The 21,612-nt window shown below is 74.2% G+C and carries 18 protein-coding genes and 1 pseudogene; 7 read left to right on the top strand and 12 right to left on the bottom strand.

Translation table 11 applies throughout. The features are described from left to right. Positions 1-11: 11 nt before the first annotated feature. On the top strand, positions 12-632 hold the full coding sequence (locus IE318_RS02705; RefSeq protein ID WP_030164244.1) for an Rv1733c family protein: 621 nt from the start codon (positions 12-14) through the stop codon (positions 630-632). A gap of 152 nt (positions 633-784) precedes the next feature. Here the strand turns inward: IE318_RS02705 and IE318_RS02710 are convergent, their stop codons facing one another. Further along, positions 785-1,588 carry a pectate lyase gene (locus IE318_RS02710; protein WP_189895861.1) on the bottom strand — a complete coding sequence of 268 codons (804 nt, stop codon included), beginning with the start codon at positions 1,586-1,588 and terminating at the stop codon, positions 785-787. A 75-nt stretch (positions 1,589-1,663) separates the two neighbouring features. After that, positions 1,664-2,583, bottom strand: a pseudogene (locus tag IE318_RS02715) (pectate lyase family protein). 402 nt (positions 2,584-2,985) lie between these two features. On the opposite strand from IE318_RS02715, the gene IE318_RS46465 reads away from it, so the two are divergent. Both IE318_RS46465 and IE318_RS02725 read left to right on the top strand, forming a co-directional pair. Next, positions 2,986-3,792, top strand: coding sequence for a hypothetical protein (locus tag IE318_RS46465; protein WP_373311045.1), 807 nt, complete (start codon positions 2,986-2,988; stop codon positions 3,790-3,792). An 8-nt stretch (positions 3,793-3,800) separates the two neighbouring features. Next, positions 3,801-8,165 carry a cation-translocating P-type ATPase gene (locus IE318_RS02725; protein WP_189895871.1) on the top strand — a complete coding sequence of 1,455 codons (4,365 nt, stop codon included), beginning with the start codon at positions 3,801-3,803 and terminating at the stop codon, positions 8,163-8,165. Positions 8,166-8,226: 61 nt separating this feature from the next. On the opposite strand, the gene IE318_RS02730 is transcribed toward IE318_RS02725, so the two are convergent. Continuing rightward, the gene (locus IE318_RS02730; RefSeq protein WP_189895874.1) at positions 8,227-9,306 is read right to left on the bottom strand and encodes an NADH:flavin oxidoreductase/NADH oxidase; all 1,080 of its coding nucleotides are present in this window, start codon (positions 9,304-9,306) and stop codon (positions 8,227-8,229) included. A gap of 141 nt (positions 9,307-9,447) precedes the next feature. Here IE318_RS02730 and IE318_RS02735 point away from each other — a divergent pair, with 141 nt between their 5' ends. Continuing rightward, positions 9,448-9,846 carry an ArsR/SmtB family transcription factor gene (locus IE318_RS02735; protein ID WP_030164262.1) on the top strand — a complete coding sequence of 133 codons (399 nt, stop codon included), beginning with the start codon at positions 9,448-9,450 and terminating at the stop codon, positions 9,844-9,846. 79 nt (positions 9,847-9,925) lie between these two features. On the opposite strand, the gene IE318_RS02740 is transcribed toward IE318_RS02735, so the two are convergent. The 3 genes from IE318_RS02740 to IE318_RS02750 all read right to left on the bottom strand — a co-directional run bounded on the left by IE318_RS02740 (position 9,926) and on the right by IE318_RS02750 (position 13,586). Continuing rightward, the gene (locus IE318_RS02740; RefSeq protein WP_189895876.1) at positions 9,926-11,272 is read right to left on the bottom strand and encodes an FAD-dependent oxidoreductase; all 1,347 of its coding nucleotides are present in this window, start codon (positions 11,270-11,272) and stop codon (positions 9,926-9,928) included. Between the two features lie 770 nt (positions 11,273-12,042). Then, positions 12,043-12,717: a TetR/AcrR family transcriptional regulator gene (locus tag IE318_RS02745; protein WP_189895880.1), complete on the bottom strand. Its 675-nt coding sequence runs from the start codon at positions 12,715-12,717 to the stop codon at positions 12,043-12,045. 149 nt (positions 12,718-12,866) lie between these two features. Beyond that, positions 12,867-13,586, bottom strand: coding sequence for an NAD(P)-dependent oxidoreductase (locus IE318_RS02750; protein WP_189895883.1), 720 nt, complete (start codon positions 13,584-13,586; stop codon positions 12,867-12,869). A 70-nt stretch (positions 13,587-13,656) separates the two neighbouring features. Between IE318_RS02750 and IE318_RS02755 the strand changes: the two genes are divergently transcribed. Continuing rightward, complete coding sequence (locus IE318_RS02755) at positions 13,657-14,289, top strand: TetR/AcrR family transcriptional regulator (RefSeq protein ID WP_189895885.1); 633 nt, start codon at positions 13,657-13,659, stop codon at positions 14,287-14,289. A gap of 95 nt (positions 14,290-14,384) precedes the next feature. Here IE318_RS02755 and IE318_RS02760 read toward each other — a convergent pair whose 3' ends face one another. The 4 genes from IE318_RS02760 to IE318_RS02775 all read right to left on the bottom strand — a co-directional run bounded on the left by IE318_RS02760 (position 14,385) and on the right by IE318_RS02775 (position 17,554). After that, positions 14,385-15,110, bottom strand: a complete 726-nt coding sequence (locus tag IE318_RS02760; protein WP_189895888.1) for an HAD family hydrolase — start codon at positions 15,108-15,110, stop codon at positions 14,385-14,387. Positions 15,111-15,125: 15 nt separating this feature from the next. After that, positions 15,126-15,809, bottom strand: coding sequence for a phosphatase PAP2 family protein (locus IE318_RS02765; protein ID WP_189895891.1), 684 nt, complete (start codon positions 15,807-15,809; stop codon positions 15,126-15,128). Between the two features lie 64 nt (positions 15,810-15,873). Further along, positions 15,874-16,809: a M56 family metallopeptidase gene (locus IE318_RS02770; protein WP_189895893.1), complete on the bottom strand. Its 936-nt coding sequence runs from the start codon at positions 16,807-16,809 to the stop codon at positions 15,874-15,876. Positions 16,810-16,975: 166 nt separating this feature from the next. Continuing rightward, entirely contained in the window at positions 16,976-17,554 is a 579-nt protein-coding gene (locus IE318_RS02775; protein WP_189895895.1) for a DUF5134 domain-containing protein, read from the bottom strand. 202 nt (positions 17,555-17,756) lie between these two features. Between IE318_RS02775 and IE318_RS02780 the strand changes: the two genes are divergently transcribed. Next, positions 17,757-19,451 (top strand): FUSC family protein, encoded by a 1,695-nt coding sequence (locus IE318_RS02780; protein WP_189895898.1) that lies wholly within the window; start codon positions 17,757-17,759, stop codon positions 19,449-19,451. After that, a complete protein-coding gene (locus tag IE318_RS02785) occupies positions 19,448-20,119 on the top strand; it encodes a MarR family winged helix-turn-helix transcriptional regulator (RefSeq protein WP_189895900.1) in 672 nt (223 codons plus the stop codon). The genes IE318_RS02780 and IE318_RS02785 overlap by 4 nt, the downstream gene beginning before the upstream one ends. Position 20,120: 1 nt before the next feature. On the opposite strand, the gene IE318_RS02790 is transcribed toward IE318_RS02785, so the two are convergent. Together IE318_RS02790 and IE318_RS02795 are read right to left on the bottom strand one after the other, a co-directional pair. After that, positions 20,121-20,903: a VOC family protein gene (locus IE318_RS02790; protein ID WP_189895902.1), complete on the bottom strand. Its 783-nt coding sequence runs from the start codon at positions 20,901-20,903 to the stop codon at positions 20,121-20,123. 290 nt (positions 20,904-21,193) lie between these two features. After that, positions 21,194-21,586: a VOC family protein gene (locus IE318_RS02795; protein WP_189895904.1), complete on the bottom strand. Its 393-nt coding sequence runs from the start codon at positions 21,584-21,586 to the stop codon at positions 21,194-21,196. Between the last annotated feature and the right edge of the window lie 26 nt (positions 21,587-21,612).

Consider the following 21,612-nt stretch of genomic DNA (forward strand, 5'->3'; position numbering starts at 1 on the left):
AGGATGCCGTCGTGGCGTTCCGGGGTCCCGAGGTGTGGCTGTGGCGGTGGCGCCGCAATCCGCTCAAACGCCGTTCCGACACGGTGGAGGCCTGGGTCGTGCTGGGGGCGTGGCTGCTCACCGTGGTCGCCGGGGTGCTCGCGGGGTGGACCGTGGCCGGGGGAGTGGAGGGCGTCATGGCCCGGGAACGCCTCGAGTGGCGGCCCACGGCGGCGCTGGTGACCCAGCAGGCACCACGACTGCGGCCCGGTGACACGGACCCGGCGGGCGACGGTAGCGGCCGCGGGGTCGCGCAGGGGACCGACACGCTCAGGGTGTGGGCGAAGGTGCGCTGGACCGCGGCCGACGGTTCCGCGCACACCGGCCAGGCGCGGGTACCGTCCGGAAGCGCGCCCGGCACCCGCGTCACCGTGTGGACCGACCCCGACGGCCGGCTGGTCGCCAGGCCCGCCACAGTCAGGCAGGCCCACACACGTGCCCTGCTGATCGGCGGGCTGGCGGGCATGAGCGCCGCCGCCGTCCCCCTGGCCGGCAGCCGCGTCCTGCGCGGCCGCCTGGAACGCCGCCGCCTGGACCGGTGGGACGCCGAGTGGGCCCGCTTCGATCCGCTGTGGGGCCGCAAGACCTGGTGACACCGCGGGTCCTGGTGACACCGCGGAACCTGGCGAGCCCGCGTACCCGGGTACGCCGGAACCGGCGCTTCACCGCCTGACCCGACGACACCACGCGGCGCCCACGGGGGCAGGGGATCTTCCGCCACCGTGGACGCCGCGTGCCCGACGCGTCAGCTGTAGGTGATGTCCGACGCCGAGTAGCGGCAGTACGTGCCGTCCGGTCCGCTGCCGATCTCCGTCGGCTCCGCGCCGGTGTTGTTGCCCTGGTAGCGCACGCACGGCTTGATCTTCTTCGAGCTGTCGCCGTGGACGCGGACCTTGCTCAGCGTCGCCGTGTCACCGTAGTTCTGGTTGATGCCGACGATGGCCTTGCCGGGCGACATGACGTCGACGTCGCTGACCGCGATCGTGCGCTTGTACTGCGTCTTGCAGTTGCCGCAGGAGCGGACCAGCTTGCCGAAGTCCTCCACCTGGAACTGGGAGACCGTCAGCTTGCCCGCGCCGTTGAACTGGAACACCTTGTCCGACGCCTTCCTCGCGCCGCCCCCGATCACGCTGTACGAGGAGGACGACGACTTGCCCAGGAAGGTGGCGGCGTCCTCGCCGACGTCCTCCCACCAGACGTTCTGCAGCGTGCAGCTGCCCAGGCAGTGGATGCCGTCGGCGGCGGGGGAGCCGATGATCACGTTCTTCAGGACGGCGCCGTCGGCCACTTCCAGGAGCGGCCCCTGGTCCTCGTCCTGGCTGCCGCTGCCCAGGTCTCCGCTGCCGTAGAGGCGCTTCATCCCGTAGTCCTTGGTGCCGGAGACCGAGATGGTCTTGGAGACCGCCTGGCTGCCGTTGGCGGTGGGCCAACTGGCGGCGCTCGCGGGGGAGAGCGCTTCTGTCATGATCATGACAGAAGCGAGTCCGAGTGCGGCGAGGCCGCCGGGCAGTGCGCGCCGCCGGGCGCGCGGACGTGCTTCAGAAGTCATGTCCCGTTTCCTTCTGTCCTGTCGGGGGTGGGGGGTCTTCTGTGGTGCATCGAGCGGGGTGAGGGGCTCGGGAGGTCAGAGCTTCCCGGCACCCGCACCGGCGGTCACCGAGGCGACCACGCTGGAGGCGGGCTCGGCGGTGTAGCCGTAGGGCGGGTCGGTGAAGGTGCCCACCTGCGAGATCTCGGTGGCGGCTCCGCCGAGGTCGTTGCCGCGCAGGTCGGCGTAGCCGTCCTCGTCGCTGTCCCGGCTGGTGGTGACGGCGACCTGGGTGCTGCGGAAGACGTTGTTCTCGACGAGCGTCTGGGCGCCCATGCGCGAGTGCACGGCGGTCTCGGCGCCCACGACGTAGTTGTCGTGGAAGTGGCCGGTGCCGAAACGCAGGCTGGGGATGCGGGAGTTGACGTTGTCGAACCAGTTGTGGTGGTACGTCACCCGCAGGTGCCCGGTGTCCTCGTCGGCGTTGTTGTCGCTGTGGCCGACGAGGGAACCCTTGTAGTGGTCCTTGAAGACGTTCCAGGACACCGTCACGTAGTCCGAGGCGTGCGAGATGTCGACCAGGCCGTCGTAGTAGTCCTTGCCGTGGTCGCGGTCGGACGACAGGGAGTTGTGGTCGATCCACACCTTCGTGGAGGACTGGACGGTGATCGCGTCCGTCTTGACCGCCTTGCTGATGCTGAGGTTGCGGATCACCACGTTGGTGACCTTCTTCAGTCGCAGACCGCCGCCGTGGACCCGGAGGACGAGCCGACGCCGAGCACCGTGGTGTTGGAGCCGACGTCGACCTGGCCGCTCAGCGAGATCGTGCCGCTGACCCTGACGACCTTGGCCGAGCTGCCCGTGACGGCCGCCTTGAAGGCGTCGAGCGTCGAGACGGTCACCGCCGTGGCCCTGCCGCCGCCGGTCGTCACGGCGCCGAACCCGACCGGCGAGCTCTCGGCGGCCCCGGCCGGCCGGGGCAGGGCGAGCACGGCGACGGCGGCGGCGGAGGCCACGAGCGCGCCGCCAGTGCCGGCCTGCGCGCGGGTAAGCCCGGCCTTCGCGCGTCCGTACGTGGGGGGCGAGTACGCATGCGGATGTGTCCCTTCAGGAGGACCTGTGTACGTGTATGTGAACGCCGTACGCCTTTTGGAACGCTGTGTGTGCGGCAGAGTGGCCGAGGAGGTCACTTTTCGCTCCTGTCGGTCACACTGTTGAACAGAACGTAGGATGCAAGCGCTTTCTGGTCAACGCCTGGCGCACAAAGTCGTGGGAGCGCTCCCTCGGAGAGCCCGGGGAGACAGGGGTCGGGTGGCGCGTGCGCAGCCCCTGGCGTTCCCTGAGAAATGGCGGGATGACCAGCACTGTCGCGGGCACCCGGCCACGGAAAGGGATCTCACCCCCAGGCGAGGAGAGTCATGGCTGAGCAGAAGTCGTCGTCGATCCTTACGGCGCCCCTGCATGGCGCTGCCTCGGTGCTGCGGCGGGTACCCGGCGCAGGGCTCGTGGGCAAGGCCGCCCAGGGAACGCTCGAGAAGGTCGGCGCCGTGTCGCCGAGGGGCCGGCGGATCGCGGTCTACACGGGGGCCGGGGTGCTCGGCGTCGCCGGAGTGGTGGAGTGGCCGGTCGCCCTCACGGGCGCGGCCGTGGCCTGGCTGACCCAGCCGAGGCCCGATCACCCCGAACGAGCCGGACAGCCGCCGCAGGCCCTGGGCACCGCACCGGACGGCGGCCTGGAAACCGGAGAGGCCATGCCGGTCAGCGAACCGGCGGCCCGCAACGTCGCACGACCCACCGGCACCACGGCCGCCGCCCGGCAGGCCGCGCGCAAACGCGCCGCCGCCACCCGCGAAGGTGCCGAGGACATCGGCACCGCGGCCCTCAGGTCTCCCGGCACCCGGAGCCGGACCAGGCCGTCCGCAGGCAGGACCTCCGCGGCCAAGCCGGCGACGGCCAAGGCCGCCGCCACCGCGAAGGCGCCGACGGGCGGCACCGCCACGAGCAAGGCGTCCACGCGCAAGGCCGCCACGGCCAAGGCGGCCACCACCAGGTCCGCCACCACATCCGCCACGAGCAAGGCCACCCGTACCCGTAAGACCGCCGCCGGCAAGGCTGCCACCGCCAAAGCCGCCACCGGCAAGGCCACCACGGCGAAGGCGTCCTCCAGCAGGTCCACCACGGGGACGCTCGGTCCGACGGCGCGGCGCGCCCGTACCACCGGCTGAGGGACGTCATGGTGCTCGGTCTGCTGACGGTCCCGGCGGCAGCCGCGCGACGGCTGAACGAGGCGCCCCGGCTGCTGGCGCGGGCGGCGGCCCCGGCGGTCGGGGTGGCCGCCGGGACGATGGCCGGCACGGCTCGCGCCGGCGTGCACGGCCTGGACGTGGCGGCGCGGGTGGTGCGGGTCGCGCGCAACGCGCTGCCCGGCGCGGGGGTCCATTGGCGCTCCGGCACGCGCGCGCACTTCGCGCTGCGCCCCGCCGAGCCGGAGCGGGTCCGGCGCGCCGGCGGCACCGAGCACCTGGCGCGCCGCGTCGCGGCCGCCCTGGCCGAGCACCCCGACGTGCTGTTCGCCTACTGGGACCAGGGGCTCGGGCGTCTGGTCGTCACCGCCACCCAGGAGGAGGCCGCCGAACGGGTGATGGATCGCGCGGCCCAACTGGCCGCCCAGCACGATCTGACGCTGGCGGGCGGCGATCCCGAGGAGACGACCCATCCGGCCGACCCCGCGGGGGTGCGGTTCGCCGCGGCCACGCTCGCCGCCGACGTCGTCGGCATCGCCGCGGGACTGACCGCCGGCGCCCTGCGGCTGCCGCCGTCACCGCGCATGGCGACCGCCATGGTGACGCTGCTGCGCGAGAACCCGCGCTTTCGGGCGCGGCTGCGCGCCCGGCTGGGCCACCAGCGGATGGACCTCCTGCTGGCCTGCGCCAACGCGGCCGTCCACGGCGCCGGGCAGACCCCCACCTCGCTCGTGCTCGACGGGGTGCTGCGCTCCTGCCAGCTGGCCGAGACGGTGGCCCGCTCGGCCGCGTTCGACACGGTCCACGACCGGCTGTGCGCCCCGGACCGGGTCAGCGTCGCCGCCGGCGCCTTCCCCCGCCCGCCGCTGCGCCTGACCCCGGCCCAGGAGTACGCCGAACACGCCTCCGCAGGCAGTCTGCTGGGAGCGGCGGTGACCCTGATGGTCAAGCACGACGCCGCCGAGGCGGCCGAGGCGGTGCTGGCCGGCTCGCCCAAGGCCGCGCGCTACGGGCCCGCCCTGTTCCACTCGGTGCTGAGCGCGTCGCTGGCACGCACCGGCGTGCTGGTGCGGGATACGGAACGGCTGCGGCAGCTGGGGATGACCGGCACCGTCGTGCTGCACCCGAGCGCGCTGCGCACCGAGACCGGGGACGTCGATCCGTGGGCGGAGCCCGTGCTCGACGCGGCCCGCCGGGCCCGGCTCAAGGTCGTTCTCGTCGACGACCCGGCCCTGGAGGACCTCACCGGCCTCGCCGACGAGGTCGTGGACGCCCGGCGGCCCCTGGACGACGTGGTGTACGGGCTGCGCGGCGGCGAGGACGAGGGCGTGGTGCTCACCGTCGCCCGGATGCGGTCGGCCGACGAGCAGGGCCTCCTGGCCGGGCTGCGCGCAAGCGACATCGCCGTCGCCCTCGCCGACCGCGACAGCGCCGTCGTCTGGAGCGCGGACATCCTGGCCGTGCACGGTCTGCCCGACGTGTGGCGGGTACTGACCGCGGTCAGGGCCGCCCGCGCCGTCGGCCGGCGGGCGCAGATGCTGGCCCGGTCCGGCGCCGCGCTGTCCGGGCTGCTCGTCGCCGTCGGCGAGTCCAAGGGCGGACGCGGGCGCCGGTCCGTACTGCCCGGGCTGCGGCACGCACCGGTCGACGCGGCGGCGGCCGCGGCCCTGCTGTCCGGGGCGCGGGCCGCCCTGGGGGTCGCGGCCGCCCGCGCCCCGCACCCCAGCCCGCGCGTGCACTGGCACGAGCTGGACTCGGAGGAGGCGCGCGAGCAACTGGAGCACGAACCGGCCGCCGTACCGACCGCGTTCGAGCAGGCCACCGCCCGCCTCCGCAAGGCCGCCGACGGCGTCGCCCGGCACCCGGCCCTGACCCCCGTGCGCTGGACCTACGAGCTCGGCGCGGCCGTACGCGGCGAACTGCACGACCCCCTCACCCCGGTGCTGGCCGTCGGCTCGGCGGCATCCGCGATCCTCGGCTCCATGCTGGACGCCCTGCTCGTCGTCGGCGCCCTGGACCTGAACGCCCTCGTCGGCGGCGTGCAGCGGCTGCGCGCCGAGCGGGCGCTGTCCGGGCTGCTCGCCGACCAGAAACGCAAGGCGCGCCTCGCACCCCCGGACACGGAGGCCCCGGCCGGCGGCACCCGCACGGTCGACGCCGGCAAGCTGCGTCCGGGCGATGTGATCGAACTGAAGGGCGACGACGTCGTGCCCGCCGACGCGCGCCTGCTGTGGGAGGAGGGCCTGGAGGTCGACGAGTCCGCGCTGACCGGGGAGTCCCTGCCGGTGCAGAAGCAGACCGCACCGACCCCGCACGCGGCCGTCGCCGACCGGCGGTGCATGGTCTTCGAGGGCACGACCGTGGTGGGCGGGCGGGCCCGGGCCGTCGTGGTGGACATCGGGGAGCACACCGAGGCCGCCCGCGCCGTGCACCTCGCCGCCCGTACGCCCCCGGCCGGCGGAGTCCAGGCCAGGCTCCAGGAACTCACCCGCAAGGCCCTGCCGTTGACGCTGGCGGGCGGTGCCGCGGTGACGGGCATCGCGCTGCTGCGCGGCACCCCTGTCCACGAGGCGGTCAGCGGCGGCGTGGCCGTCGCCGTGGCCGCCGTTCCCGAGGGCCTGCCGCTGGTGGCCACGGTGGCCCAGCTGGCTGCGGCCAGGCGGCTCACCCGGGGCGGCGTGCTCGTGCGCACCCCGCGCACCCTGGAGGCGCTGGGCCGCATGGACACCCTCTGCTTCGACAAGACCGGCACGCTCACCGAGAACCGGCTGCGCCTGGTGCGCGTCAGCGACACGGGCGGCACGGTCCACGCGGTGCGCGACGAGGCCGCCGCGGAGACGCTGCGCGCGGCCGCGCGGGCCTGCCCGCGGGTCAACGGCGGCTCCGACCGGCCGGTGCACGCCACCGACGAGGCCGTCCTGGACGCGGCCCGCCCCGACCCGGAGTGGACCCAGCTCGAAGGCCTCGGCTTCGAGGCCGCCCGCGGCTACGCGGCCGCCGTGGGCCGCGACGCGGACGGACCGCGGGTGCTCGTGGTCAAGGGCGCCCCGGAGACCGTCCTGCCCGCCTGCCCGGACCTCCCGACCCACGCCTCCGACGCCGCGCACGCCCTGGCCGGCGACGGGCTGCGGGTCCTGGCGGTGGCCCGGCGGCGGCTCGCCGCGCGCGAGAAGGAGACGGACGTACTCGAACAACCCCTGGCGGGACTGGAGTTCGCGGGTCTGCTGGCGCTGTCGGACGTGCCGCGCGAGACCTCCACGGCGCTCGTCCACGGCCTCTACGAGGAGGGTGTCCGGCCGGTCATGCTCACCGGCGACCACCCGCAGACCGCGCGGGCGATCGCCATGGAACTCGGCTGGCCGGCCGACACCCCCGTGGTCACCGGGGACGAACTGGCCGCCGCCGACCGCTCGGCCCGGGCCCGCATGCTGCGCGACGCGGGCGTGGTGGCCAGGGTCGCGCCCGAGCAGAAGCTCCAGGTCGTCGAGGCGTTGCGGGACGCGGGCCGGGTGGTCGGCATGGTCGGCGACGGCGCCAACGACGCCGCGGCGATCCGCGCCGCCGACATCGGCGTGGGCATCAACGCGCGGGGCTCGGCGGCCGCGCGCAACGCCGCGGACATCGTCCTCACCGACGACGACCTCACCGTCCTGATCGACGCGATCGGCGAGGGCCGCGCCCTGTGGCACAGCGTTGCGGACGCCATCGCCATCCTCATCGGCGGCAACGCCGGCGAGGTCGGCTTCGGCATCCTCGGCACCCTGATGTCGGGCAGGGCGCCGCTGTCCACCCGGCAGATGCTGATGGTGAACCTGTTCACCGACCTGTTCCCGGCGATGGCGGTCGCGGTGACGCCCAAGGAGGACGTCGAGCAGGCCCAGGCCGGATCGCCCGAGGACGCGGCCGGCGGTGTCCTCGGGGAGCCGCTGATCCGGCAGATCCGCCACCGCGCCCTGACGACCTGTCTGGGCGCGGTCACGGCCTGGCTGATCGGACGCTTCACACCGGGCAGCGCCCGCCGCTCCGGCACGATGGCCCTGTGCGGTGTGGTCGGCACCCAGCTCGCCCAGACGCTCCTCGACCGGCGCGACAGCCCGCTGGTCCGGGTGACGTCCCTCGGCTCCGCCGTCGCCCTCGTCGCCCTGGTCCAGACCCCGGGCGTCAGCCGCGTCTTCGGCTGCACTCCTCTGGGACCGGTCGCCTGGGCCGGCGTCGTCGCGGCCATCGCCCTCGCCCTCGCGGGCCAGCGGACACTGCCCCGCCTGGAGGAGACGGTGTCCCGCCTGCTGCCGCCGCGCTGGGGGAGCGGGGCCGGAGGGGGCTTCCGGGCCGGCCGGACGCGGCTCCAGGAGTGACGGCCACGACTCCAGGGCTGACGGGCGCTGCCCGGAGCGGGTCGTCAGGCGGAGCGGGTCGTCAGACGGAGCGGTGGTACTGGTCGGGGACGTGTACCTGGCCGCCCAGTTCGCGGGCCGCGTGGCGGGCCCAGGACGGGTTGCGCAGCAGTTCGCGGCCCAGGAGGACCGCGTCGGCCTCGCCGTTGGCGACGATCTTCTCCGCTTGCTCCACGTCGGTGATGAGTCCCACGGCGGCGACCGCCAGCGGCGATTCGGCCTTCACGCGCGTCGCGAACGGCACCTGGTATCCGGGCCCCGTCGGAATGCTCGCGCCGGGGGCGTTGCCGCCGGTGGAGACGTCGAGCAGATCGACACCGTGCGCGTGCAGCTCGGCCGCGAAGCGCACCGTGTCGTCCGCGGTCCAGCCGGCGTCCTCCAGCCAGTCGGTCGCGGAGATGCGGAAGAAGAGCGGCTTGTCCTCGGGCCACACCGCGCGCACCGCGTCGACGACCTCGAGGGCGAAGCGCACCCGGTTCTCGTACGAGCCGCCGTAGGCGTCGGTGCGGTGGTTGGAGTGCGGGGAGAGGAACTCGTTGATCAGGTAGCCGTGGGCACCGTGGATCTCGGCGATCTCGAAGCCCGCGGCCAGGGCCCGCCGTGCGGCGTCCGCGAACTGCCGGACGACTTCCTGGATCTGATCGGCGCTCAGCTCGTGCGGGACCGGGTGCTGGTCGGCGAAGGCGACAGCGCTCGGCGCCACCGGCCGCCAGCCGAGCTCCTCCGCTCCGAGGGGCGCACCGCCCTTCCACGGCTGGTCCGTCGACGCCTTGCGGCCGGCGTGCGCCAGCTGGATCGCGGGCACGGTGCCCTGGCTCTTCAGGAAGCCGGTGATCCGGCGGAACGCCTCGGCCTGGGTGTCGTTCCAGATGCCCAGGTCGTACGGCGAGATCCGGCCCTCCGGCGACACCGCGGTGGCCTCCACGATGATCAGGCCCGTGCCGCCGGTCGCCCGCGCCGCGTAGTGGGCGAAGTGCCAGTCCCGCGGGACGCCGGCCGCGGGCCCCGTGGGCTCGGCCGAGTACTGGCACATCGGGGGCATCCAGACCCGGTTCGGGATCGTCACTTCACGCAGTGCGTAGGGCTCGAAGAGCGCACTCATGGCGGACTCCATTTCGTCACGGGGACCGGTCGCGTTCGTCACCGGACCGATCGCGACTTGTACGATAGCTCTCGTAGTACGTTGGCTGTCAAACTACGATGCTTCTCGTAGAATGAGGCACTCGTACGAAGTGGAGCCGCCGTGAACGCCCCCGCCCCCGCCTCCGTCCCCACCGCCGGCAGCCGTGATCTTCCGCATCCCGCACGGGAGGAGATCCGCCTGGAGAGCGTGCTGCACGCGCTGTCCGATCCTCAGCGGCTGCAGATCGTGCGGGAGCTGGCCGCCGGGGCCGAGGAGCTGACCTGTTCCCAGTTCGACCTGCCCGTCTCGAAGTCGACGAGCACGCACCACTTCCGGGTGCTGCGCGAGGCCGGTGTGCTCCGGCAGATCTACCGCGGCACGGCGAAAATGAACGGCCTGCGCCGCGACGACCTGGACGACCTCTTCCCGGGGCTGCTCGACAGCCTCGTCGATGCCGCCATCCGGCAGGCCGCCCGCCACGGTGAGGGTGAAACCGTCGGTCGTGACGAGGACCGGTGAGGCAGCCGGCAGGCACAGGTCCGCCGCCCCGGGACACCGGTGACACGGGCCCCTGGCCGCAGGTCAGGCCCTACGGCCCCTACGGCACCGAGGTGCGCGCCGCCGCCCGCAGGGACGCCCAGTCGGGAAGTTTGACCACGCTCCGTCCGAGCGAGGCACCGAGCTCCGCCTCGGCCCGCTCGATGGCCTGCCACCCCTCCCACTCGACCGGCTCGACACCCTCGGCACGCAACACCTCGACGGCGTCCTCGGGTACCTGCGCACGTACGAGCGCCGGCGCGTCCGCGAGCAGTGAGGTCACCGTCTCCTTGGCGCACGGCCGGTTGGTGCCGATGACACCGGTGGGTCCCCGCTTGATCCAGCCCGCCACGTACTCGCCCGGAGCGACCGCACCGTCGCGCAGCACACGCCCCTCCTGGTGCGGCACCGTGCCCGTGTCGGCGTCGAACGGAAGCCCCTCCAGCGGCACCCCGCGGTAGCCCACGGACCGCAGCACCAGCTGCGCCGCCACGTCCTCGTACCGCCCCGTGCCCGTGACGCCACCGCGGCCGTCCGGGACCGTCCGCTCGAACCGTACGGCCGCCACCCGGCCGTCCGCGGCGAGCATTTCCACGGGACGCAGGAAGAAGCGCAGCCGGATCCGGCGGGCGGCGCCCCGCGGGGGCGTGGCCGCCCACTCGCGCAGCACCTCCACGTTGCGGCGCTGGGCGGCGGGCAGCGCCGAAGGGTCCGCGTACCCCGGATCCAGCGCCAGCTCCTCCGGGTCGACGACGACCTCGGTGTCCGGCAGGGCGCCCAGCTCACGCAGTTCCTTGGTGGTGAAACGGGCCTGCGAGGGGCCGCGCCGGCCCACCATGTGGATCTCGGACACCCGGCTCGCGGCCAGCGCGGCGAGCGCGGCCTCGGGCACGTCCGTGGGGCTCAGCTCCGCCGCGCCGCGTGCCAGCATGCGTGTGACGTCCACGGCCACGTTGCCCACACCGATCACCACGGCGCTGTGCGCCCCGCGTACGAACCCGTCGTCCACGGCGTCCGGGTGGGCGCTGTACCAGGACACGAACTCGGTCGCCGACCAGCTGCCCGGCAGGTCCTCGCCCGGGATCCCGAGGTGGCGGTCGGTCGCGGCACCCACGCAGTACACGACCGCGTGATACAGCTCCCGCAGCCGCCCGGCGGGCACCCCGCCCGGGCCGCCGACCTGCACACCGCCCAGGAACCGGACCCGGTCGTGCTCCAGGACCGTCCGCAGGTTGTTCTGCAGGGACTTGATCTTCTCGTGGTCCGGCGCCACGCCGTAGCGCACGAGCCCGTACGGACACGGCAGCCGGTCGAGGACGTCGACACACACCGAGGGATCCTGCTGGACAAGACCCTGAGCGGTGTAGCACCCGCTCGGACCCGAGCCGACGACGGCGACACGCAGCACGGCGGAACTCCTTACCCCGGTGGTCGGAGGAGATCGCTGATGACTCCAGCATGGCAGCAAGCGGCCCGCGGGGGGAGTGCGGCGACACGCCACCGAACGGCGTGTCGCCCGCCCGTTTCCTCCGGGAGCCGCCCGAAGCCCTGCCGCACGGTCCACCCGCTCCTGCTCGGCTGCTCAGGTGCTCAGGCAGCTCAGGCGGCTCCGGCTGTCCCGAACCCGGGGACCGGCTCCCTCTGCTCCCGGCCCGCGGTCTCGCGCCGGACTCCGGTGCTGCGGCGCTGCGCCGCCCTGCTTCGGGCCCGCGGACCAGTGCCGGGCTCTGGCTCTGGCCGCACGGATTCGTGGCGTCTGCTTCCGGGTCTGTGGGTCCGCGCCGCGCCCCGACCTCGTGCCGCCTGCTCCCGTCCGCGGATCCGTGCCGGACTTCGGTCCTGCGGACCTGCGCCGCCCTGCTCCGGGCCACCGATGCATACCGGGCCCCGGTCGTGCGGATTCGTGGCGTCTGCTTACGGGTCTGCGGCTCCGCGCCGGGTCCCGATCCCGTGCCGCCCACTCCCGCCCGCGGACCCGCGCAGGGCCCTGGCTCTGGCCCCGCGGACTCGTGGCGTCTGCTTCCCGGCCCGCGAACCCGCGCCGCGCCCGGTCCCGCGGACCCATGCCGCCAACTCCCGCGCCGGTCTCCGGGCCGAACCTCGAACCGGGCTGGCCTCCGGGCCGAACCTCCCCGACCCCCGCCGGGCCCCCAGCCGAACCTCGACCTCCCCGACCGGCTACTTCCTCCCGTCCGCCGGGTGCTGGTCGGTGGCGAAGAAGCGGGAGACGTCCGTGCGGCACGAGCCGGTGGGTGCCTCGGTGTCCGGGGAGAGCCCCATGTCCCAGTCGAGCCGGTAGCGCTTGAACAGCTCGGCCCGCAGCACCGGCACCGGCATCGGCGCTCCGGGTACCAGCGCCGCGTAGACCGCGCCCATGAGCAGCGCGCGCAGCATCGGGTAGTCGGTGTCGGCGTCCGCCGAGCCGTGCCGGGCCACGGTTTCCCGCAGCAGCTGGGCCAGGCGCTGCTGCTCCGGGCACTGCACGAACCCCTCGGCCTGGAGCATCCCCGCCATGTGCTGGCGCATCAGCACCGGCCGGTCCCGGGCCAGCCCCAGAATCGCGTCGATGGCCCGTGCCATCCGCTCCCGGCCGTCCTCCGTGCGCGGCTCGCGCTCCAGCGCCTCCTCCAGCGTGCGGTGCATCAGCCGGTGCACGGCCGACTGCACGAGCTGGCGCTTGCCGGGGAAGTAGTACGACACCAGGCCCCGGGCCGATCCCGCCCGGTCGGCGATGGCGCCGAGCGTCGTCGCGTCGTACCCGTGCTCGCCGACCAGCTCGACCGCCGCCTGCAGGAGCCGCTCCCGGGAACGCCGCCGCAATTCTTCATTGACCGAGGCGCTGCGCGGGGACATGCTGAAACTCCTGCGTTGACTGGCTGCCAGCCAACTATACTCAACGCGAGCGGACCAGCCCCCGATTGGGGGCCAGGTCGTGCTGCCGCCCGTCTCGGGCGACGCGGGGGATCGTCCGAGACGGGCTCTTCTGTGCCCGACTGGTGTCCTCAGGCTACTTTTCTGGCGCGTCCGGCACGGGCGTTCTTCCGAATTTCACGCCAGATCATGCGCGGAACACTGGGCCGCACCCGGGTGGTGGCCACCCCCATCGCCCGGCGCACGAAGCGGTCGTCGGCCAACTGGGCGAGCATGCTCGCGGCGAGGTCGGAACGGGCCGTGAAGACGCCGTCCGCGCTGTTCTCGGCGAGCAGGTAGGGCGTCGGGCCGGGATGGTCGAAGAGGCCCGAGGGGCGCACGATCGTCCAGTCCAGGTCGTGGGCGCGGACCACGTCCTCCATGCGCCGCATGTCCTCGTGGGCCGCGCGGGCGATCACCCGGTTGACGTAGGGGTCGAGGACGTTGTTGAAGAAGAACGCCCCGCTCGGCCGCCAGCCGGGGTCCAGGACGCTGGAGCTCACGACCATCAGCCGTTTCACCCCGTGCCGCTCCATGGCGGCGGTCATATGGGCGGCCGTGTCGGAGTAGAGGGTGACCGGCCCCTTCCCCGGAGGGACGCCGAGCGCCGAGAGGACCGCGTCCTGGCCGGCGACCACGGCGTCGACGGCCCGCGCGTCCAGCGCGTCGGCGTCGGCCACGACGAGGCCCTCGCGGGCGGGGACGAGCTTCGGTCGGCGGGTGACCGCGGTGACCTCGTGCCCGTTGTCGAGGGCCTGGGTGAGCAGTTCGCGGCCGGTGGGGCCGCCGGCTCCGAAGACGGCGATGCGCATGGGTTTCTCCTCGTCGAGGTTCGCGGAACGCCTTGACGGTGCCGCCCGGAGGCCTGGATATTCAACGCTGATGAATAAAAACCGTGGCCGCCCGCGCGGCCGTCCCGCCACCAAGGCCCGGATCGCCGAGAAGGCCCGCGCTCTGTTCCTGGCCCATGGCTACCAGGGCACGACACTGCGGGCCGTCGCCGCGGCGGCGGACGTGGACGTGGCGCTGATCGGCTACCACTTCGGTTCCAAGCAGGGCCTGTTCGGCGAGGCGATGAATATCGACTGCGGCCGCTCGACCGCGATCGTCCGCGCGCTGGACGGCGATCCGGCGTACCTGGCCGAACGGCTCGTCGACGCGGTCACGGCGCTCTGGGAGGAGCCGGACGGTGCCGGGTTCGCGGCGCTGGAGCCGGTGGCGATGCGGGACGAGGACGTGATGCGGGTGTTCCGGGAGTTCCTGGAGCGCGAGGTGCTCGGCAGGATCGCCGACCACCTCGGCGGCCGGCACGCGAGGGAGCGGGCCACGGCCGCGGTGGCCGTGCTCGGCGGACTGATCTTCACCCGCTATCTGAACCCGCTGGGCCCCGTCGTCGCCCTCGACGCCGCCGACGTACGGCGGATCCTGGCCCCCGCGCTGCGGGCGGCCCTGCACGGCAGAACGGTGCCGGTCCGAGCGCACCGGCTGCCCGCACGCCTGTCACGCACCGCGTGACAGGTGACACGACACATGGGGTTCGGGTCCACGCAGGCCGTTGAGCCTGCCGTTGAGCCCGGCCGTCGAGCCCGACGGGGTTCAGCCCCGGCGGTTCAGCCCTGGCCGTTCCGCACCGGCTGTTCAGGCGCCGCGGCCACCAGGTCGAGCACCGGCCGCAGCGCGTCGGGCCGCTTCTCCACCGGCAGATGGTCCACGAAGTGCACCGCGCACCCCAGGGCCGCCGCACCTCCGTCGTCGTGGCGGTTGTCCCCGACCATCAGCACGTCACCGGGGTCCGCGCCGAGCGCCTCGCACGCCACCGCGAACAGCCTCGGGTCCGGCTTCTGGATGCCGTGTTCGTACGACAGGACGTATGCGTCGACGTAGGTGTCCAGGCCGTGTTCGCGGAACACCGGGCGCAGGTCCCAGCCGATGTTGCTCACCACGGCGACCGCGATCCCGCGCTCGCGCAGGGTGCGCAGCACCTCGGACGTGTCCGGGTACGGGGACCAGGCGGCCGGAGTCCTGTGCCGGTCGTACAGCGCGTCGTGCAACGCCGGGTCGGGCAGCGATACCTGACGGGACAGACCCGTGTAGGCGGCCCGGTGCTGCTCGGCACTGCGGTCGCGGTTCTCCCACAGCTCGGCCAGCTCGTCGGGGATCCGCCCCGGGGACGCCCCGCCCGGCAGCGCCCCGGCCTCCTCCAGCGCCCGCGCCGCCTCGGCCAGCTCCCGTTCCCCGAGCGCCAGACCGGCCTCGTCGAGCACGGCACGCAACCAGGATTCGGTGGACTCGATACGGAAGAGGGTCCCGGAGAAGTCGAAAAGAACGGCAGACATGGGAGTGATCATCGCTCATTCGGACGACGTCGGCCACCATGTGCGGACGGTCGCCGCAGCCGCCACCACCGCCGCGCCCAGCAGCCAGCCGCCGAGGACGTCCGAGGGCCAGTGCACGCCCAGCCAGACGCGGGTCATGCCGGCCCCGGCGACCGAGAGCACGGCCAGCGTCACGGCGGCGCCCCACGGGATGCCTGAGAGACCCCCGCGGCGCAGCAGCCACAGCAGCAGGCCGCACACGACCGTCGCGGTCATGGCGTGACCCGACGGGAAGGCCGCGTAGTGGGCGGAGTCCACCGGGTCGGGCCACACAGGGCGGGGCCGGCCGACCGCGGCCTTCAGCCCCTGTTGCAGCACCGCGCCCAGCGCACACGTGCCCACCAGCCACGACGCCGTCCACCAGGCCGAGCGACGCCACAACAGCCACACCGCGACCGCCGCGCACAGCAGGCGCATCGTCAGCGGGTCCCACACCCAGTCGGTGAGGACACGGAACGCGTGCGTGAGGCCGCGATCGTCGACCGCCCAGCCGTGGGTGGTGCGGGCGACAGCGCCGTCGAACGTCATCAGCGGGCGCCATCGGACGACGACCAGCGCCGCCAGCACCGCCGAGCACAGGGCCAGGACCGAGGCGGCCCGGGCGGCGCCGGTGCGCCGGACGGGCGGACGGGCCGGGGAGTCGACGGAAGCGGCAGGCATGACTCGATCCTCGCCCACGGGCGGACGGATCCACGGGCAAACGCCGAACGTCGCTACGGCCCGGTCAGCCCAGCGCCCGCAACCCCGGTGTCAGCGTCACCAGAACGGGGATCACCGGGACGAGCGAGGCCAACGCCGTCAGACGCAGCCGGCGGGCCGCGGTGAGCCGGTCCGGCGGAGTGAGCAGACGGTGCACCCGCTGCGGAACATGGGCCTGCGCGGTGGGGCAGGGGCCGAACACGCCCCGGTCCTCGTTGAGTTCGACGAGTGCCAGCGCGGTCGTCAGCCGGCCGAAGCGGCGCGAGGCCATGTCGTCGGCGGCGAGTTCGACCAGGCGGTGCATCTCGTCGCGGAACGCGGCGAACACCGGCACCTGGGGAAAGCCCCCCGCCAGCGCGGCCGAACAGTGCAGCAGCCAGTCGTGCCGGGCCCGCGCGTGACCCTGCTCATGGGCCAGGACGGCGTCCAGCCGGCGTCCCTTCAGTCGGCGCAGCGCCGCCGTGGTGACGACCAGTCGCGGTGGAGCGCCGGGCAGCCACCAGGCCTCCGGCCGCTCGCCCTCCAGGACCACGAGCCGGTCGGAGCCGGGCTGCTCGCCGGGCAACAGCGGGGCGCGGACGAGGAGTTCGGCACGTCGCCGGTTGCGGCGCGCCCGGGCCCGTACGACCTCGCGGACCAGCATCGCCGCGCTCCACACCCCCGCGCACGCCAGCGCCACCGCGGTCGTCGGCGCCCAGGCGCCGGCCGCGCCGAAGGCGTAGGCATCCACCACCGCATGCGGAGCCGTGGCGAACACATGGCCGCGCACCGCCTGCCAGGCGGCCGCCGCGCTGAGGGTCATCGACAGCGCGCAGCACAGCAGGACGCCGGCCACCACGCACTGCCAGACCCACAGGGCGACCACCGGTTCCCGGTCCGTCCAGTCGGCCCGGGTGAGCAGCCGGGGAGCGGCTACGGCGGTCAGCGCGCCGAGCAGCAGCAGGACCGCGGGCACCATCATGCGAGCACCCTATGAGCGGCCGACCGCTCGGAACACGGTTGCCCGCGCCGAAGTGACACAGACCACGGACCCACGGCGCGCCGTACGGCCGTCCCGCGTCCCACCCGTCCCGCCGCGCGGTCTCACTCGGGGTGCGTCGGCGGCACGGTGCTCTCAGGGTCGGCGCTCACAGGGTCAGCAGCATGGCGACCATCGCCATCCCCATCGACAGCCGGCACGCCCGCGCCAGCTCCGGCCGGTCGCCCCAGCGCAGGACTCCGGCTCCCGGCGCACCTGGACCCGCACCCGCACCCGCCGTCCCGGCCACCGCCGGCACCAGCCGGGCGCCCGACAGCAGGACGTAGCCGGCGAAGTACAGCAGCAGGGCACCGGTGAGCAGGGGTATGCCGGATCCGCCGTGCCCATGGTGGTGGGACTCCGGCGAGGCGGCCATGACGACGGACATGTAGACCATGGCGCCCGCGCCCACGAGGTGGTGCAGATGGTGCCGACTCGTCCGCGCCGACCACAGGGCGCGCAGTGCCGCCGCGCCGAAGACGGCCGCGTAGCCGGGCCAGGCCCACGCCGGCGGGGTGAACACGGCCGCGGGCACGGCCATGGCGGCCATCCCGAAGCCCATCAGCGCCTCGCCGCCCGCGGCGCGGCGCTGCTCCTCCACGGGGCTGCGTATCCGCAGCAGACAGTAGGCGCCGGTCGCCACGCAGAGCGCGACCAGCAGCCAGCCGGGCGAAGCCGGTCCGTGCACCCGCCACCTCCCCGTTCGACGGTTCCGGGGCGCCGGGCGGCGTTCCGGTCGGTCGCTGTTGCGATGCCCGGGGCACGCGGTGCGCACACGAGCGCAAGGGTGTACGCGGGGAGCATTCGAGGGGCGCGAGCCGTCGCGCCGCGCCCACGGGTGCGCACTCGTCGGTGTCCTTTACTAGTAAAACACCTGCTAAACTTGTTCCATGAGCAGTGCGCCCCCCACCCCCGACCCCACCCCGACGACACGCCCCGTCCGCCGCCTCCCGCTCGCCGGCGTGCTGCGGCTGGGCCGTCCCTCCGACATCTGGTTCAAGCCCGCCCTGAGCGTCGTCGTCTCGGTCGCCCCGCCCAATCTCACGCTGCTCGCCCTCGGCAGGCTCGACCTGGCCATGTACACGATGGCCGGATCGCTGTGCGCCCTGTACGCCCACAACCGCCCCTACGCCGCACGGGCCCGCGTCCTGGCCTGGGTGGTCCTGGGCATGCTGGGCGGTCTCGCGCTCTCCCTGGTGGCCGCCTCGCTCACCTCCGACGCGGTCGTCCTGGTCGCCGTCGGCGCCCTCATGGCGGCCGTGCAGAAGGCGCTGTGCGACGCCACCCGCCTCGGCCCGCCCGGCAACGTCGTACTGACCTTCGTCAGCTCCGCCTCCCTGTTCGTCCCGCAGACGCTCGGCCAGGTCCCCGGCCATCTGGCGCTGGCCGCCGCCGCGGCCGCGTGGGCGTGGCTGGTCGGCATGGCGCCCGGCCTGCGCCGCCCGCACGGCCCGGAACGCCGCGCCACCGCCCAGGCGCTGGACACGGCCGCCGCGTACGCCGCCACGCGCGGCACCTCGGACGGTCACGCCCGGACCCGCGCCGCCGCTGCCGCCGCCGTCCAGGCCGCCTGGCAGGCCCTGTCGGCCACCGGCGCGCGCCCCGGGCCCCGGCGCGCCCTGGAGCGTCTGATCGTCCGCGCCGAGGTCGCGCTCGCCGCCCCCGCCGACACCGACCCGGAGCGGCTGCGGGGCTGGGCGCGGCAGCTGCGCGGCACCGGCCCGCTCCCGAGTGCCGGCGAGACGGCGGCGGCCACGGAGGAACTCCTCGGCGTGGACGCCGAGAACGCCGCCCCGCACCGCCCCTGGTGGAGCCGGCTCGGCCCGCTCGCCCCGGTCGCGGTGCGCACCGCCCTCGGCTGCGCGCTCGCGGGGTACGCCTCCCTCGCGCTCGGTATCGGCCGCCCCTACTGGGCCCTGGTCACCGCGGCGTCCCTCTACCAGGCCAACCTCGCCCTCACCTGGAGCCGGAGCGTCCAGCGCGTCGTCGGCAACCTCGTCGGCGTCCTCGTCTTCGCCGCGATCGCCCCGCTCGCGCACTCCGGGGGCCTCGCCCTCGTGCTGTGCTGTGCGGCCCTCAACTTCGGTGCCGAGGCGCTGATCGGCCGGAACTACTGGCTCGGCACCATCTGCGTGACCCCGATGGCGCTGCTCATCACCGAGTTCGCCGGACGGCAGGCCGAGGGCGAGCTGATCACCGAGCGGGCCGTGGACACCGTCGTCGGCGCCCTGGTCGGCTTCGCGGCCGCCGTCGCCGTCACCAACCGCCGGACCGGCGACCGCGTCGAGCACGCCCTGACCGCCGTCGACCGGGCCCGCGAGCGGGCCGCGCGCCTGCTCGCCGAGGAACGGCCCGCACCCGCCGCGCTGGAGTCCGCCCGCCGGTGCCTGGCCGCCGCGCTGGTCGAGCTGCGCGCCACCGTGGACGCCGCGTCCGGCGAGTGGTGGCAGCGCGCCCTGCCCCAGGAGCGGGTCGTGCTCACCGAGCAGTCCGCACACCGTACGCTCGCGGCGACGGTACGACGCCTGGGCCTCGACGCCCCGGTGGCGAGCACGGGCAGGACGACGGAGGACGCACGGCCATGACGGCGCACAACGGACGGCCGGAACAGGGGGAAGCGGCATCCGGAGAGGCGGTCGCGGGGGAAGCGGCAGCGGCGCGGACGGCACCCGGAGAGGCTGCCGCCGAGGGACACGGACGTCCTTCGTCCGGGCCCGCGCCGCGGCCGGTGCCCGGCGCCGCCCGCGACGACACCGTGGCCGGAGTCGTCCGCCAGTGGCGGACCGTCCACCCCGACCTGGACACCGGACCGATGGAGATCATCGGCCGCGTCAACCGCTGCGCCGCCCTCCTCCAGCAGGCGGAGGACGCGCCGCTGCGCCGCGCGGGGCTCAGCCGGGCCGAGTTCGACCTGCTCGGCGCGCTGCGGCGCACCGGACACGAGCTCACGCCGAGCGAACTGGCCCGCGAGACGTTCTCCTCGGGCGCCGCCGTCACCAAGCGGCTCAAGCAGCTGACCGAACGCGGCCTGGTGGAGCGCCGCGGCGACACCCGCGACCGCCGCGTGGCCCACGTCCACCTCACGGACGCCGGGCGGGACCTCGTCGACGGCATCCTGCCGGAGCAGCTCCGCTACGAACGGACCGTCCTCGCCGGACTGGACAGCGAGCGGCAGGACGAACTGGCCGGCCTGCTGTGCATGCTGCTGGGCCGCCTGGAAGGCCGTCAGGGCCTGGCACGGCCGGCGCGGTGACTCAGATTCCCTCCGGTCGGGGCTCCTCGTCCCCGGCCACGTAGATCCCGAACGCCGCGCCCTGCGGATCGCGCAGCACCGCGATGCGGGGCCCGCCCTCGACGGACGTGGGCTCCTGCAGCGCCTTGCTGCCGGCCCGCACGGCGACCTCGGTCGTCGCGTCGACGTCCTCGACCGCGAAGTACGGCAGCCAGTGCGGGGGCACATCGGCCGGGAAGCGTTCGTGCAGCGTCGTCACGCCGCCGAAGTCCATGCCGTGCATGCCCCACTGCGTGTACCACTCCGAGGCGTTGACGCTCCACCCGAAGACGCTGGTGTAGAAGTCCCGGGCGCGCTTCACGTCCCGGGTCGCGAGCTCCACCCAGCCCAGCGCGCCGGGCCGGTTGAACACCCCCGCGCCCGGGAAGTCCCCGGCCTGCCACATCTGGAAGGCCGCGCCGGACGGGTCGAGCGCCACGGTCCGGCGACCCTCGTCGAAGATGTCCATGGGACCGCGGATCACCGTTCCACCGGCCTCCACCACCTTGTTCGTGGCCTTGTCGGCGTTGGCGACGGCGAACGTGACGTTCCAGGCGACCGGCTGGGTGGGCCGGTACAGCGGGCCGATGCCCGCGACCGCCGCGTCCCCCAGCCGGGCGATGGCGTACCCACGCAGTTCCGGACGGGGGTCCGTCTCGCACCGCCAGGCGAACACCTCTCCGTAGAACTGCTGCGCCGCCGCGAGATCGCTGGTTCCCAGCTCCGCCCAGCTGGGGCCGCCGATCACCGGTTTGTCGAACTCCATGGCATTCCTCCGGGAAGGCTCCGCCCCCACCACAAGCACGCTATCCCCGGTCACCCTCGGTGGCCAGTGGGAGTCGTCCCGGAGCCCCGCCTGCCTCAGGGGGTGTCTCGTCGATCATGCCGGGTTCGCGGCGGCTGGCACCGCACCTCGCGGCGTTGTCGTCGGTCGCCGATGCTCCGCATCGACTCCCTCCTCCGCCTTGCGATGTTCCCCCACTGCCTGAACGGGGTGGGAGGTGCCCCCACCACCAGCCGCCGCTCCCTGATCCGGCCTGATCGGCGAGACACCCCCTAGATTCCGGCCCGGTACCGAAGCGGATGGTCCGCCGGCACCTCGACGAGGACGATCGGCGTGCCGTCCGGGTCGGCGATCCACATCTCGATCAGTCCCCACGGCTCCCGCACCGGCGGGCGTACGATCTCGACGCCCCGCTCGCGCAGCTCCTCGTGGGCCGCGGCCACGTCCGCCACCTGGAGCCACAGCCGCACCGCGGGGGAGCGCGGGGCCTCGGAGCGGCCCGACAGCTCCAGGAAGCCGCCGCCGAGGAAGTAGACGGTGCCGCGCTCCGGACCCGTGCCGAACTCGCGGTAGACGGCCAGACCGAGCTGCTCGCCGTAGAAGGTGCGGGAACGCTCGGGGTCGGTGGGCTGGAGCAGCGTCCGGCTGCTGAGTACGTGCACCATGCGCCCGGAGCCTAGTGGCAGGATTG

The sequence above is a fragment of the Streptomyces spiralis genome, assembly GCF_014654675.1.
Classification (GTDB): Bacteria; Actinomycetota; Actinomycetes; order Streptomycetales; family Streptomycetaceae; genus Streptomyces; species Streptomyces spiralis.